The following is a 14,852-nucleotide window of genomic DNA, read 5'->3' on the forward strand; positions in this document are numbered from 1 at the left end:
AAACTGCTTCGCCGCCAGCGGCGCACCGCCCTCGTTCGTGAGGCGTATATAGTCGCCACCAACCAGAACTGTCAACAGTCATCGACGATGTTTTTGAACTTTTTGCGACAGAAGTTCTGGCGCCGGCGGACTGCCCCAGGGGAACATTGGCGTTGCCAAAAAGGAGCCCTATTGCCGCCGCATTGCCGTTCGACACCGAGGCCAACAAAGAAGGGCTCGGCGCGGCCCGCGAGGTGCCTTCCTATAAGAGCCAAAGCGGGGTCTGCGCATCACGGTTCGGAGCCTCCTGTAAGAGGATAAAGACGCCTCTCTACAAGGGGCTGTAAAACAGAGCGTGTGAGCGGGGATTTCGCCGCTTCGTTGACTTCACCCGCCGTGACAGGCAAATGTCATGGCCCAACAGAAGCGAAAAGCCGTTCCGCCCGGGGAAGAAGCAGCCTTTCTGGATGCCAGACACGGAAGATGTCATAGCCGAACTCGGCAATGAGCCGCCGCTGATCGCGGATGGCCGCAGCGGCCCGCCCGACCGGCGCGAGGTTTCAGCGCGCTGGCTGTCGGGCACCTTTCTTACCGGCGTGACCTCGAGTGTGCTGATGGGCGTGGCGTTGTTTGCCGCCCTTGACGGCCGCCAGCAGCTGGCAACCCCGCCCGAAATCGCCGAACTGGCCCAGCTCGAAAGCGGCGGCGATTCCGGCGAGGTCGCCAAAACCACCAGGCTGGTGGCGCCGCGCCAGATCGCCAAGGCCAAGGACCGCAGGCGCATGGAAGTGTCGATGGTGACCAAGGTCGGTGACCGCGACGTTATCCACACCATGCCGTTCGTGCAGATCAAGATGGCGCTGGCCGCCGGCCACACCACCAACCGCGCCTATCCGCCTTTCGACCCGATGCAGGTGTTCGGCGACGATGGCGACTCGACCCCGGCGCAGCCGGCGACGGCCTCCGCGGTTGGCGGCCAGATCTACGGCGCCAAGGTCGAAAGCGAGATGAGCCTCAAGACGGTCGATTTCCCGGTCGAGACGGCCTCCTTCGACGAAAAAAGCGACCTGTCCGCCGACGAGGTGGAAAAAGTGGTGCGCGAGGCCGGCACCGACCTCAGCGACGGCGCCGTGCAGGTCGCCTCCCTGCATTATGTCGACCCGCAGCGATTCGGCGATGCCTTCGCCGAATCGATGGCCGGCTCCTACGACGTCAAGATCGTGCCGGAAAACGTCTCGGTGGCGCCGCGCGTCGCGCTCGACGACCAGACCCCGGCTTTCGCCGAGGAAATCATTCCCTTCACCAGGGACCGCGACATTGCCGAGGCCTTCGCCGATTCGGGCTATACGGGCGATGACGCCACCGGCATGGCGGAGGCGATCGGTAAGCTGCTCAACGCACCGGCGCTGAAGGCCGGAACCGTGCTGCGGGTCGGGCTCGAGGTACATGGCGACGCCGCCAAGGTCGTTCGCACCAGCGTCTATGACAAGACAACGCACATCGTCACCATCGCGCTCGACGACCGCGGCCAGTATGTGCCGGCGCAGGAACCTGAGCCGAACCCCGAATTGCTGACCGCGTTCGACGATTCGTCGGCACCGGTGGTGGTGCGCGGCAATCTGCCGAACGTTTATGACGGCATCTACCGCGCCGCCTATTCCTACGGCATGTCGAAGAAGCTGACCCAGCAATTGGTCAAGCTCCTGGCCTCCGGCGTCGACTTCCAGTCCAGGCTCAATCCATCGGACCGCATCGACGTGCTGTTCTCGCAGCCGGACGGCGACGACCAGGCCTCCGACGAATCGGAACTGCTCTATGTCTCGTCGACCTTCGGCGGCCAGACACGCAATTTCTACCGCTTCCAGATGCAGGACGGCTCGACCGACTATTTCGACGAGGACGGATCGAGCGCCGAGCAGTTCCTGCTGCGCAATCCCCTGCCGGCCGGGAAATTCCGCTCCGGCTTCGGCGCCCGCCGGCATCCGATCCTCGGTTATGTCCGCATGCATACCGGCGTCGACTGGGCGGCGCCGATCGGAACGCCGATCATCGCCGCCGGCAACGGCACCATCGAAAAGGCCGGTTGGGCCGGCGGCTACGGCAAGCAGATCATCATCCGCCATGCCAATGGCTACGAGACCTCCTATAATCACCAGAGCGCCTTTGCCAAAGGCATCGAACCGGGCGTTCATGTCCGCCAGGGCCAGACCATCGGCTTCCTCGGTCAGACCGGCCTCTCCACCGGTCCGCATCTTCACTACGAGCTGATCGTCAACGGCACCAAGGTCGACCCGATGCGCGTGCGCCTGCCGGTCGGCAAGGTGCTGAAGGGCGACGACCTGGTCGCTTTCAAGCGCGAGCGCGAGCGCATCGATGAACTGCTCAAGCAGGAAGACAGCAATCCGCTGAAGGTCGCGAGCGCCAAGATCGAAGGCTAATGCATGTCGCCCAGAAGTGTGCCGCGGCTCTGGACAAGGACATGCCTCAAAACAAACACTTAAAGCGCGTCGTATGAATCCGTTTCAGCGCGACGCGCTTTAAGCCGTCACACTCGACGCTGGCGAATCATAATCGCCCCATCAGAGCATTCCGAATCGGGTCGGCTCCGAATCAGGTCGACTGCTCCTCTTCGGCTCGTGACCAAGGCAGCTTTTGCCCCGAAACGGTGGCCCAGGCGATAATAGCGGCAAGCAGGCAAAGCACGGCCGTCACTGTCGACACGGCCGCGAACGCCGCATCGCTGGCGGCGAGCCGTGTTGCATCAAGGTCTGGCGCCAGGCCGGCCAATGCCGGTTCGCCGAATCCCGGAATGCCCGGCCTAGCGCTGGTATCGAGCATCGTCGAATAGACCCAGGCCGCGAGCGAGCCCATCGCCGCCACAGCAATCAGCCCGCCAATGCGCGAAACCGCATTGTTGATGCCGGAAGCGGCGCCGGTATCCTTGTCCTCGACCGCGGTCATGACCGCCGTCGACAGCGGCGACACCACCAGCGCCATGCCGAGCCCCATCACCGCCATCAGCGGAAAGATACCGGTCCAGAAATTGTGCATGCCGGCATGAGTGAGCAAAGCCAGCCCGGCAAAGGCGATGGCAACTACCAGGCAGCCGCTGGCGATCGGAAAACGCGGACCGATGCGATCCGACCACTGGCCGACGAGACCCGACAGCAGCGCGATCGACGCCGACAGCGGCAGGAAGATGAAACCGACCTCTTTGGTGCTCAGCCCCCATCCGGCGATCAACAGCATCGGCAGGTAGAACAGATTGGCCGACAGCGCGAAATACAGGAAGAAGGTGGCGAGGTTGGCGCCGGCAAAGGCGCCGATCCGAAACAGCTTGAGATCGATCATCGGCTCGCGCTGCCGAAGCTCGAAGACGATGAAGATGATAAGCAGCACGGCGCCTGCGGCGATGCTCGGCCCCGACATCAGCCCGCTGCCTTCGGCGCTCATCGAGGTCAGTCCGTAGGCAAGCGCCCCGAAGGCAAGCGTGGCGAGAGCGGCGCCGCCGAGATCGAGGCTTCGCTTCTCCGTCGGCGCGTCGGCGGGAATCTTGGCCAGCAGGAGATAGATCGAGATCAGCCCGAGCGGCAGGTTGACGGCGAAGATCGCCCGCCAGATACCGCCGCCAAAGGCCGACAGGACGAAGCCGCCGAGCACCGGACCGAGCGCAGTCGTCAGCGCCGAGGCGGCGGCCCAGATGCCGAGCGCCCGGCCGCGCTCCTTCTTCGGATAGGCCTTGGCGATGATGGCGAGGCTGCCCGGCACCATGATCGCCGCACCAAGGCCCTGAATGGCGCGAAAGGCGATGAGCACCAGCGCATTCGGCGCCACCGCGCAGGCCAGCGAAGCGACGATGAACAGCGCAATGCCGGCAACGAAGGCGCGCCTGAGGCCAAACCGGTCGCCGGCGGCGCCGCCGGCCAGAATCAGCGCCGACAGCGTCAGCGCATAGGCGTTGGAAATCCACTGGACCTCGGCCAGGCTGGCGCCGAGGTCGACGCGCATTGCCGGCATGGCAATGGCCAGGATCGACCCGTCGATGAAGCCGAGCGCTGACGCCAGGATCGCCGCTACCAGCACGAACTTGCGCTGCGACTGCGGGCAAAATGTACCGTTGGAAAGCGACCTGGTCAGGGGAACGGCTGCGGCTTCGCTCGGAGACTTCATGAGCGTCTGCTTAGACTTGTTGCGGGCCGGCAACAACCAGCCAGCACCCTGCGCTCATGAATCCAGCTTTGGATATCGGCCTGCCTTATGGGCAGGCCGATATCACTGCGCTGGAGCGCTCACTTGCTCCGCAACATCATCGGCCGAGGGACCGCCGACGAACTCGACGGTGACGCCCGGCGACACCAGCTTGGCCAGTTCACGCGCATCCCAATTGGTCAGGCGCACGCAGCCATGGCTTTCGGTCTTGCCGATCTTGGAGGGATCGGGCGTGCCGTGAATGCCATAGGTCGGCTTGTCCAGCGCGATCCACACCGAGCCGACCGGGCCGTTCGGACCCGGCGGGATGGTCAGGATCTTGTCGTTCTGGCCCTGCTTGAAATTGATGCTGGGGTTGTAGGTGTAGTTCGGATCGAGCGCGACGCGCGACACCGTATGAGTGCCGGTCGGCGAGGGCGTGTCGGCTGAACCAATGGTGGCCGGATAGGCCGCGACCAGCTTGCCACCGGCGTCATAGGCGAACACCTGCTTCTTGTCCTTGTCGGCGACGATGCGGGCAACCGGCGTCGCCACCAGCCTGCCGAAATTGGCGACCTTGATGATGGTGCCGGGACGGCTGAAGTCGGCCTCGGGATTGAGCCCCTTCAGGTAGTTCTCGTCCATGTGGAACCGTTCGGCCAAGGCTTCGGTGACGGAGGTGTAAGCCATGCGGTCGAGCTGCGCCTTCTGGCTGTAATCCTCCGGTATCGAGGCGACATAAGGCCCGGCCGCGTCTTCGGGCGTGATCGTATAATTGGCGAAAGCATCGCCACCGGTTTGCGCCAGCGCAGCCTGGATGCCGACCGCGTCGGTCGAGCGCAGATTGCTGCCGGTGATCTGGTTATAGGCGGCAAGCGCCTTGTCGACATTGGAGCCGAAGCGCCCGTCGACGACGCCGGGTGAAGCGCCGGCGCGGTCGAGCAGCACCTGCAAGGCGGCTACATCCTGGCGTGCGCCGAGTGAAAGCGAGGGATCGACCACGGTCTTGCCACCGGCTTTCGGCGGCAGCGCGGCCTGGTCGGCGGGCGCCGCCGGTTCGGCGGGATCGATAGAGGCTTCGTTCAGCGGCTGGCGCTTGACGGGCCGCGGTTCAGCGGATTTCGGCGCTTCCGGATAGGTGTCGCTGTCATTAGCATCATCCTGCGGAGCGGCCCCCAGGAATCTGTCGCTTTCAGGATCGTATTCATCAACCGGCGGGCCGGGGATTCGTCCCTGATCGTCCAGTTGCCTGCGGCGGAAACGCGCCATGTCTTCGGGATCGTCGAGATAGTAGCGGTCGTCGTCTTCGACCGGTGCGCGTCCAAGCTCACGTGCCCGCATTTCCCGGCGCAGCGCGCGGCGGTCGAGCCTGGTCTGCGGCGGCTGGATGGCGATGACCTTGCCGGTCTCGGCATCGACGATGACGCGGTTGCCCCTGGCGTCGTAATAGATGTCGAGATTGCCGTCCTGGGCAAGCACAATGCCGCCGCTATCGGCGGCGCGGACGGCCGGCAGTGCGTTGTCCACAGTCGGCGATGCCATGGCGCTGGACGTGAGCAGCCCGGCGGCGAGCACCGAAAAGGCAAGGATCGTGCGGAACATGGTGGTCAAACTCTCCGGTACTTACAGCGCCGCGCGTCCGTTTGGACGCGCAAAGGACGCTGTAACACTTCATGTCTGCGCATGATCCTTTCCGAAAATCGAATTTCGATTTTCGGGGTCATGCGTAATTGCCGCCGCCCGGCAGTGTTCCCACCAGAACGTTCTCGCCACCGTTTGGATGCGCAAGGAACGCCCTGATCGTCAAAAGCCTGCAGGCAAACCCCTTCGCCAGCAAACCACAACATAAGCTTTCCAACATGAACCGGGCATGAAGATGGCGGATTACTGGTTGCTACAGGCCCAATTCCTTGCGCGTCTGCTTCGTCAGCTTGAGGACGACGAGGCGGTGGCTTTCGCCGAGATAGTCCTTCAGCGCATCATCATCCATGCTCTGGCTTGTCTGACGCTGGATCCATTTCATGCCGCGCGAGGCGAGATAGGGCGCCGGCCGGCAGCCGGGCTGATCCTTCAGCACGTCATATGCCATCTCAGAGCATTTGAAGGTGACGAAGACGCCACCCTCCCGGTCATGGCCGGCGATGGTGAAGACCTTGCCACCGACTTTCCAGACATCGGCCCCGCCCCACTGCACCACGTGCGTCGTCTGCGGCAGCGAGGCGCAGAAGCTGTTGTAGTCGTCCAGCGTCATCTGCACCCCCGTCAAAGGATTGTTGTTTCATAAGAAAATGCCGCGCGTCCGGTCGGACGCGCGGCGTTGGATCAGGCTGCCGCGTCGGTCGGCACCACAGTGGGCCTGGACCGGAAATTCAACCGGTCGGAGCCGGCGGTGACCTTGACGGTCGAGCCGTCGAGTATCTCGCCAAGCAGGATTTTTTCCGCCAGCGGATCTTGCAGGTCCTTCTGCATCACCCGCTTCAGCGGCCGCGCGCCATAGGCCGGGTCGTAGCCCTTCGCCGCCAGCCAGTCGATCGATTCCTGGTCGAGCGACAGTGTGATCTTGCGGTCGACGAGCAGGCTTTCCAGCCGCTTGAGCTGGATCTCGACGATACGGCCCATATCCTGCCGGCGCAGCCGGTGGAACAGGATCACCTCGTCGACGCGGTTGAGGAACTCCGGCCTGAACGAGGCTCTCACCACGCTCATAACCTCGTCGCGCACGGCATCGACATCCTGCTCTTCGCCGAGATTGACCAGATATTCGGCGCCGAGGTTCGACGTCATGACGATCAGCGTGTTGCGGAAGTCGACCGTGCGGCCCTGCCCGTCGGTCAGCCGCCCGTCGTCGAGCACCTGCAACAGCACGTTGAAGACATCCGGATGCGCCTTCTCGATCTCGTCGAACAGCACGACCTGATAGGGCCGGCGCCGCACCGCTTCGGTCAGCGCGCCGCCTTCCTCATAGCCGACATAGCCGGGAGGCGCGCCAATCAGCCGGGCGACCGAGTGCTTCTCCATGTATTCCGACATGTCGATTCGCACCATGGCGCTCTCGTCGTCGAACAGGAAATTGGCCAGCGCCTTGGTCAGTTCGGTCTTGCCGACGCCGGTCGGTCCGAGGAACATGAACGAGCCGATCGGCCGGTTCGGATCCTGCAGCCCGGCCCGGGCACGACGCACGGCCTTGGACACCGCCTGTACCGCTTCGCCCTGGCCGACGACTCGCTTGCCGATCTCGTCTTCCATGCGCAGCAGCTTGTCGCGCTCGCCCTGCAGCATCTTGTCGACCGGAATGCCGGTCCAACGCGACACGATATGGGCGACGTGGTCGGGCGTGACCACCTCTTCGACCATGCCGGCCTTGCCGTCCTGGGCTTCGGCTTCCTTCAGCTTCTTTTCCAGTTCCGGGATCTTGCCATAGGCAAGCTCGCCGGCGCGCTGGAATTCACCCTTGCGCTGGGCAATGGCGAGGTCGTTGCGGGCCGCGTCGAGCTGCTTCTTGAGGTCAGCGGCGAGGCCAAGCTTCTGCTTTTCCGACTGCCATTTGGCGGTGATCTCGGTCGATTCCTCCTCGAGGCCGACGAGTTCCTTTTCGAGACGCGCGAGCCGGTCCTTTGACGCCTCGTCCTTCTCGACCTTCAGTGCCTCGCGCTCGATCTTGAGCTGCATGATGCGGCGATCGATCTCGTCCAGCGCCTCGGGCTTGGAATCGACCTGCATCCTCAGCCGCGACGCGGCTTCGTCGACAAGGTCGATCGCCTTGTCCGGCAGGAAACGGTCGGCGATGTAGCGGTTGGACAAGGTCGCCGCCGCGACCAGCGCCGAATCCGAGATGCGCACCTTGTGGTGCTGCTCGTACTTCTCCTTCAGGCCACGCAGGATCGACACGGTATCTTCGACCGACGGCTCGTTGACGAAGACCGGCTGGAACCGGCGGGCAAGGGCCGCGTCCTTCTCGACATGCTTCCTGTATTCATCGAGCGTGGTCGCGCCGACGCAGTGCAGTTCGCCGCGCGCCAGCGCCGGCTTCAACAGGTTCGAAGCGTCCATGGCGCCATCGGCCTTGCCGGCGCCGACCAGCGTGTGCATCTCGTCGATGAACAGGATGATGCCGCCGGCCGCCGAGGTGACTTCGTTGAGCACGGCCTTCAGCCGCTCCTCGAACTCGCCGCGATATTTGGCGCCGGCAATCAGCGCGCCCATGTCGAGCGCCATCAACTGCTTGTCCTTCAGCGATTCGGGCACGTCGCCATTGACGATGCGCAGCGCCAGACCTTCGGCGATCGCCGTTTTGCCGACGCCCGGCTCGCCGATCAGCACCGGGTTGTTCTTGGTACGCCGCGACAGCACCTGGATGGTGCGGCGGATCTCGTCGTCACGGCCAATCACAGGGTCGAGCTTGCCGGCGCGGGCATCGGCGGTGAGGTCGCGCGCGTATTTCTTCAGCGCGTCATAGCCCTGCTCGGCGCTCGCCGAATCGGCGGTACGGCCCTTGCGGACGTCGTTGATCACCTGGTTCAGCGCCTGCGCTGTGACGCCGGCCTTGGACAGGATATCGGCCGTCTTAGCCGACTTCTCCATCGCCAGCGCCTGCAGCAGCCGCTCGACCGTGACAAAACTGTCGCCGGCTTTCTTGGCCAATTCCTCGGCGGTCGAAAACACCTTGGCCAGCGGCTGCGCCAGATAAAGCTGGCCGTTGCCGCCTTCCACCTTGGGCATGGCCTCAAGGGCGGTCTCGACGCCAAGCTTGACGTCGCGCACGTTGCCGCCGGCGCGCTCTATCAGCGAGGCGGCCAGCCCCTCGTCGTCATCGACGAGGACCTTCAGCATATGTTCGGGAGTGAATTGCTGGTGATTGCGCGAGAGCGCCATGGTCTGGGCGGACTGAATGAATCCGCGGACGCGCTCGGAGTATTTCTCGAGGTTCATATCTGTCTCCTTCCATCACCGGCCCGCTTTGCGGCACCGGATCAGATTGCGGTGACGGACCCGCTCATCCGAGCCGGGTCCAGTTCACGCCAGATATGGGGCGCAAGCCATTGCCGCTCAAGACGTCCGGCTGATGATATTGCATGGCCGAGCAAACGAAAACGGCGGAGATTTCTCTCCGCCGTTTCATCGACTTATGTCTTGTGGGTCAGTTGTTGGCGTCGACGGCGAACGGGTCGCCGGCAGAGCTTTCGGCCGGCGCCGCATCAACCACGTCAACAGCGGCAGCGGTCTCGCCGGCGCCATCCACCACCTGGCCACCACCAGACTGTTCGTCACCGACCTGATCGGCATTGTTGCGCGGGCGGCGCGGACGCCGCGGGCGACGGGCAGCGCCGCTCTCGGCGGCTGCCTCATTGAGTTCGGCCCGGGCGGCGAGAGCCGCCGGCGACAGGTTTTCGTACAGCGGCGCCGGCTCGGAGAAACCGCTCTCGGCTTCGGGCTCAACCGCGGAAACGGTTTCCGCCTGTGCCGGGGTTTCGGTGAAGCGCTGCTGGTCGCCGCGCTGGCCGTTCTGCTCGCCACGCTGGGCAAAGTCGCCACGCTGGTCGTTCTGGCCATAGCCGCCATTGGGGCGGCGGTCACGGTTGCGGCCATTGTTGTCGCGGCCGTTGTTGTTGCGGCCATTATTGTCACGGCCATTATTGTCACGGCCACTGTTGTTCTCGCGGCCGTTTTCCTGGCCGTATGCGAGTTCGGCCGGCGTGCCCTCAATCGTCGGCTGCGGACCGTTGCCGTGGTTCGCCATCGGCGCTTGAGTCTCGCCGCCATTGCCGCTGCCGGCATTGTCAAAATCGTCGCGATCTTCATCGTCGTCGAATTCGTCGCGGTTCTGCGGGGCATTCTGGATCGGCATCTGCGCCTGTGCGGCGGCAATGATGCGGTTGTAGTGCTCGGCGTGCTGGAGGTAATTTTCCGCCATAACCCGGTCGCCGGAGCTTTGCGCATCACGGGCCAGAGTGGCGTATTTTTCGGCGATCTGCTGAGCCGATCCACGGATTTTCACGTCCGGGCCGTTGCTCTCGTAGTTGCGCGTCAGGGGATTTGGGCCCTTGCGGTTGTTGTTGTTGTTATTGTTGTTGCCACCGCCGCCGCCATTGTTGTTGCGACCGCGCATGCGCCTGTTCTGCTGTTGTGGCCTCATAAGACTCTCTTCATTTTGAAATTTTCGAAAAACGTTTCGCGAACGGAGGCGCTCATGCAGCCAGCCGTTTCGTTTCTTCACCGGCGTTCGCCCGCATCAATTGCGTTGGCGCCACGTGTCATCCTGTTCCGGTTACATCACTTGCCGGACGATTCCCGCACGAAGCTTGGGCGTCGTTTGCGCAAGAAGGCAGCTATTTCCAAGGAAAACCGAATCGCTAAGAGCACTGCCTGCTTCGTCTCATCCGGTTAGGGCGGACCCTAGCCGCATTCCCCGGCATTGCCAAGCGCTTTTTTGCACTGCGTCAAGGCTTTCCCTGTTCAAACATAAGAACCCTGTCGTTTCCGCCAAGATCGACAAATGCCCCGGCCAGCCTGTAGCCGGCTGCCGCGAATATGTCTCTGACCTCATTGCGCTGCGAGTGGCCGATCTCGACCGCTATCTTGCCTTCTGCTTCCAGAAACTTTGCCGCCTCGGCGGCGATGATCCTGTAGGGGCCAAGACCGTCCACACCGCCATCAAGGGCTCTGTGCGGATCGAAATCGCGGACTTCGTCCTGCAGATTTCCAATGTCTCCAGACGATATATAGGGAGGGTTTGCGGCAATTACATGGTATCGGCCCGAAACTTTTTCGAACCAGTCGGACTGCAGCCCCACGAACCGGCCGGCGAGTCCGAGTTGCTCGGCATTACGTATCGCGGTTGCCAGCGCGTCTTGTAAAATATCGACCCCGGTGGCGGTCGCGGCCGGAACCGCGCTGAGCAGCGCCAGCGCAATCGCGCCGGTACCGGTGCCGAGATCGAGGATACGGCATTCCCCCAGCCTTTCGGCCGTCGCTCCGGCAAAAGGCAGGATCGCCTCGACCAGCGTTTCGGTGTCCGGCCGCGGCTCCAGCGTTTCCGGCGACAGCGACAGCCGCAGGCCGTAAAACTCGCGAAACCCGAGGATGCGGTGCACCGGTTCGCCGGCCATGCGGCGCTGCAGAGCAGCGCCGATTGCGGCAACCGCACCCGCATCGACCGTCCGTTGCGGGTCGGCGATCGCCTGCGTACGGTCCGTGCGGGAAAAATGCTCGACGATAAGCCTGGCATCCAGCGCCGGGTCGGAAAGGCCGGCCGCGGCAAGCCGCTCCCGCGCCACCCGCAACAACGGCCCGAGCGCGCCGGGCAACATGTCAGCCATCGAGGCCAATATCGGCGAGCAGCTTCGACTGATGGTCGGCGATCAGCGCATTGATGACCTCATCGAGCTCGCCCATCATCACCCGGTCGAGCTTGTAGAGCGTCAGGTTGATACGATGGTCGGTAAGGCGGCCCTGCGGGAAGTTGTAGGTGCGGATGCGCTCCGAACGGTCGCCCGAACCAACCTGCGATTTGCGTGACTCCGAGCGCTCCTCGTCCGCCTTGCTGCGCTCGAGGTCGTAAAGCCGCGCACGCAGAATCTGCATGGCTTTCGCCCGGTTCTGATGCTGCGACTTCTCCGCCTGCACCACCATGATGCCGGTCGGCAAATGGGTGATGCGCACCGCAGAATCGGTGGTGTTGACGTGCTGGCCGCCCGAACCCGAGGCGCGCATCGTGTCGATACGGATGTCTTCGGCGCGGATGTCGATGTCGACCTCTTCGGCCTCCGGCAGTACGGCAACCGTCGCCGCCGAAGTGTGGATGCGCCCGCTGGCCTCGGTCGCCGGCACGCGCTGCACGCGGTGCACGCCGGATTCGAATTTCAGATGGGCAAAGACGCCCCTACCGGAAATGGTGGCGATGATTTCCTTGAAGCCGCCGGCATCGCCGTCGCTGGCCGACACCGTCTCGAAGCGCCAGCCGCGTTCGGCGGCATAGCGCTCATACATGCGAAAAAGGTCGCCGGCGAACAATGCCGCCTCGTCGCCGCCGGTGCCGGCGCGGATTTCAAGGATGGCGTTCTTGTCGTCGGCCGCATCCTTGGGCAACAGCAGGATCTGGATGTCCTTTTGCAGCTGTTCGATACGCTCTTCGACGCCGGGCAGATCTGCCTCCGCCAGGGCCCGCATCTCGGCATCGGTGCCCTTGTCGGCAAGCATCGCCTCGAGGTCGGCTTGCTCGCGCTCGACTGAGCGCAGTTCCCTGACCTTGGCCACCATGTCCTGCAACTCGGCATATTCGGAGGCCATCTTCACATAGGCATCGGCCGCCGGGCCGGCCGACATCTGCGCTTCGAGCATCTCGAAGCGCTTGACGACCTGATCCATACGCTCGCGGGGAAGATTGACCATGGCTAATGCTATAGCGGGATGGAGCGGTCGTCGGCAAAGGCCTGCAGCAGCGCCCGCATCGGCAGCCCTTGAGCCGGCGCCATCAGATTGTCGGCAAAGAAAGCCTCCAATTCCTCCAATGGCAGTTCGGTCAGCATCGCCTTTACCGGGCCGATCGAGGCTGGAGACATCGAGATCGAGCGGTAGCCGAGGCCGATCAGCGCCATGGCGGAAATGGGTTTTCCGGCAAGCTCGCCGCACAGCGTCACCGGCGTGTGGTTGCGAACCCCGGCGTCGGCGATCTGCTTCAGAACCCGCAGGAACGGCGTCGACAGCGTGTCGAAGCGGTCGGAGAGCTGCGTGTTCCCCCGATCGACCGCCATGACGAACTGGAACAGGTCGTTGGAGCCGACCGAGACGAAATCGACCGCCTTCATCAACTCGTCGAGCTGGAACAGCAGCGACGGCACTTCCAGCATGGCGCCCACCTTGAGGCTGGTCGGCAGATGGTGGGCAAAGCGGGAGAGATGCCGCACTTCGCGGTCGATGATCTCGCGCGCCTGGGCGATTTCGCCGAGCTCGGTCACCATCGGCAGCATCAGCTTCAGTTCGCGCCCGCCGCAGGCCTTCAGCAGAGCGCGGATCTGGGTCCTGAGCAGACCCGGCCGGTCGAGCGTCAGCCGGATCGCGCGCCAGCCGAGCGCAGGGTTTTCTTCCTGGACAGCGCCCTTGAAGTAGGGCAGCACCTTGTCGCCGCCGATGTCGATGGTGCGGAAGGTGACCGGCTTGCCACGCGCCGCGTCCAGCACGTCGCGGTAGAGCCGCTCCTGCGCCTCGGCGCGCGGGAAGGTCGAGGCGACCATGAACTGCAATTCGGTGCGGAACAGGCCGATGCCGGCCGCACCCGCCTCGGCCAGCTGCGGCAGGTCGACGGCCAGGCCCGCATTCATCAGCAGGTCGACCTGGACGCCGTCCTTGGTCACCGACGGCTTCTTGCGCAGTTCCCGGTAGACTTCCTGCCGGCGCGCCCGGAAGCGCACTTTTTCGGCATAGGCAGCTTCGAGGTCGGGCTGCGGCCGCAGATGGATGGTGCCTTCCTCGCCGTCGACGATGATGGCATCGCCGTTTTCCGCCATGGAAACGGCGCCCTTCATCTGGCCGGCGACCGGAATGCCCATGGCGCGCGCTACGATGACGACATGGCTGGTGGCAGCGCCGTCTTCCAGCACCACGCCGCGCAGCTTGTCCCTGGGATAATCAAGCAGTTCGGCCGCGCCCATCGAGCGCGCGACCAGGATGGCATCCTTCGGCAGTGACGCCGCGACGTCGTCAGGCCCGCGCCCCATCAGCTGGCGCAGCAGCCGGTTGGCGAGATCGTCGAAGTCGCTCATCCTCTCGCGCAAATAAGGATCGGTCATGTGCAGCATGCGGGCGCGCATGTCGCTCTGCACCTTTTCCACCGCCGCTTCCGCCGTCAGGCCGTTGCGGATCGCCTCTTCCAGCCGGCGCACCCAGCCGCGGTCGTTGGCAAACATGCGATACGCCTCGAGCACCTCGCGATGTTCTCCCTCGAAGGCGACATCGCGCCGCTCCAGCATGTCGTCGATGGAAAGCCTGAGCGAACCGAGCGACGTCTCCAGCCGGCGCACCTCTTCCTCACTGTCCTCGTTGAACAGATTGGTGACGACGATGCGTGGCTCATGCAGCACGACATGGCCGAGGCCGACACCCTCGTTGAAGGACAGGCCGGTAAAGCTGACGGGACGGCGCAGGTCGAGTTCGAGGCCGGGCCGGGTCAGTCGCGCGAGATCGCCGGTGGCGATCATCTCGGCGATCACCATGGCGGTCGTTTCCAGCGCCTCGACCTCGTCGTCGCGGTAGTGGCGCATGGTCTTGTTCTGCACCACCAGCACGCCGAGCGTGCGCCCTGCCCTTAGTACCGGCACGCCGAGGAAGGAATTGTAGATCTCTTCTCCGGTCTCCGGCAGGTAGGCGAAGGCCGGATGTTCCTGCGCATTGGAGAGGTTGAGCGGCCGCGCGCTGGCGGCAATGGTGCCGACGAGGCCCTGCCCCAGCCGCAGCTGCGCCAAATGGACGGCGTTCGGGTTCAGACCTTCGGTGGCATAGAGTTCGAGCACCGAATCGGCGCGCAGCACATAGAGCGAGCAGACCTCGGCGACCATGTTGGAGGCGATGTCGCGCACGATCCGGTCGAGCCGCTCCTGCGGCTCCAGCGGCTCCTGCATGAGCTCGCGGAGCCGTTTCAGCAGAACGCGCGGGCCACTGGCCGTATCACGCATCGCGGCTTCTTCTCCAAT

At 64.0% G+C, this 14,852-nt stretch carries 9 protein-coding genes; 1 reads left to right on the forward strand and 8 read right to left on the reverse strand.

The window, feature by feature from the left end; genetic code table 11:
* The first annotated feature begins 446 nt into the window (after positions 1 to 446).
* Complete coding sequence (locus NKI06_RS06450) at positions 447 to 2,417, forward strand: M23 family metallopeptidase (protein WP_023686664.1); 1,971 nt, start codon at positions 447 to 449, stop codon at positions 2,415 to 2,417.
* Positions 2,418 to 2,589: 172 nt separating this feature from the next.
* On the opposite strand, the gene NKI06_RS06455 is transcribed toward NKI06_RS06450, so the two are convergent.
* The 8 genes from NKI06_RS06455 to ptsP form a co-directional block, all read right to left on the reverse strand.
* Positions 2,590 to 4,149: an MFS transporter gene (locus tag NKI06_RS06455; protein WP_352984555.1), complete on the reverse strand. Its 1,560-nt coding sequence runs from the start codon at positions 4,147 to 4,149 to the stop codon at positions 2,590 to 2,592.
* 102 nt (positions 4,150 to 4,251) lie between these two features.
* Entirely contained in the window at positions 4,252 to 5,769 is a 1,518-nt protein-coding gene (locus tag NKI06_RS06460) for a L,D-transpeptidase family protein (RefSeq protein WP_023701438.1), read from the reverse strand.
* Positions 5,770 to 6,061: 292 nt separating this feature from the next.
* Entirely contained in the window at positions 6,062 to 6,418 is a 357-nt protein-coding gene (locus NKI06_RS06465; RefSeq protein WP_023685771.1) for an MmcQ/YjbR family DNA-binding protein, read from the reverse strand.
* Between the two features lie 71 nt (positions 6,419 to 6,489).
* A complete protein-coding gene (gene clpB / locus NKI06_RS06470) occupies positions 6,490 to 9,096 on the reverse strand; it encodes an ATP-dependent chaperone ClpB (protein ID WP_023685772.1) in 2,607 nt (868 codons plus the stop codon).
* A 208-nt stretch (positions 9,097 to 9,304) separates the two neighbouring features.
* Entirely contained in the window at positions 9,305 to 10,300 is a 996-nt protein-coding gene (locus NKI06_RS06475) for a DUF4167 domain-containing protein (RefSeq protein ID WP_352498162.1), read from the reverse strand.
* A gap of 304 nt (positions 10,301 to 10,604) precedes the next feature.
* The gene (prmC, locus tag NKI06_RS06480; protein WP_352984557.1) at positions 10,605 to 11,483 is read right to left on the reverse strand and encodes a peptide chain release factor N(5)-glutamine methyltransferase; all 879 of its coding nucleotides are present in this window, start codon (positions 11,481 to 11,483) and stop codon (positions 10,605 to 10,607) included.
* Positions 11,476 to 12,555, reverse strand: a complete 1,080-nt coding sequence (prfA, locus tag NKI06_RS06485; protein WP_352746907.1) for a peptide chain release factor 1 — start codon at positions 12,553 to 12,555, stop codon at positions 11,476 to 11,478. The genes prmC and prfA overlap by 8 nt, the downstream gene beginning before the upstream one ends.
* Positions 12,556 to 12,563: 8 nt before the next feature.
* Positions 12,564 to 14,834 (reverse strand): phosphoenolpyruvate--protein phosphotransferase, encoded by a 2,271-nt coding sequence (ptsP, locus tag NKI06_RS06490; RefSeq protein WP_023672972.1) that lies wholly within the window; start codon positions 14,832 to 14,834, stop codon positions 12,564 to 12,566.
* Positions 14,835 to 14,852 lie beyond the last annotated feature (18 nt).

This window comes from Mesorhizobium sp. M0772 (assembly GCF_040320135.1).
In the GTDB taxonomy this organism is placed as follows: domain Bacteria; phylum Pseudomonadota; class Alphaproteobacteria; order Rhizobiales; family Rhizobiaceae; genus Mesorhizobium.

Bases quoted from the DNA above. Each gene is read 5' to 3' on its own strand.
- NKI06_RS06450 (WP_023686664.1), top strand. From the start codon at position 447: ATGCCAGACACGGAAGATGTCATAGCCGAACTCGGCAATGAGCCGCCG.
- NKI06_RS06455 (WP_352984555.1), bottom strand. From the start codon at position 4,149: ATGAAGTCTCCGAGCGAAGCCGCAGCCGTTCCCCTGACCAGGTCGCTT.
- NKI06_RS06460 (WP_023701438.1), bottom strand. From the start codon at position 5,769: ATGTTCCGCACGATCCTTGCCTTTTCGGTGCTCGCCGCCGGGCTGCTC.
- NKI06_RS06465 (WP_023685771.1), bottom strand. From the start codon at position 6,418: ATGACGCTGGACGACTACAACAGCTTCTGCGCCTCGCTGCCGCAGACG.
- clpB (WP_023685772.1), bottom strand. From the start codon at position 9,096: ATGAACCTCGAGAAATACTCCGAGCGCGTCCGCGGATTCATTCAGTCC.
- NKI06_RS06475 (WP_352498162.1), bottom strand. From the start codon at position 10,300: ATGAGGCCACAACAGCAGAACAGGCGCATGCGCGGTCGCAACAACAAT.
- prmC (WP_352984557.1), bottom strand. From the start codon at position 11,483: ATGGCTGACATGTTGCCCGGCGCGCTCGGGCCGTTGTTGCGGGTGGCG.
- prfA (WP_352746907.1), bottom strand. From the start codon at position 12,555: ATGGTCAATCTTCCCCGCGAGCGTATGGATCAGGTCGTCAAGCGCTTC.
- ptsP (WP_023672972.1), bottom strand. From the start codon at position 14,834: ATGCGTGATACGGCCAGTGGCCCGCGCGTTCTGCTGAAACGGCTCCGC.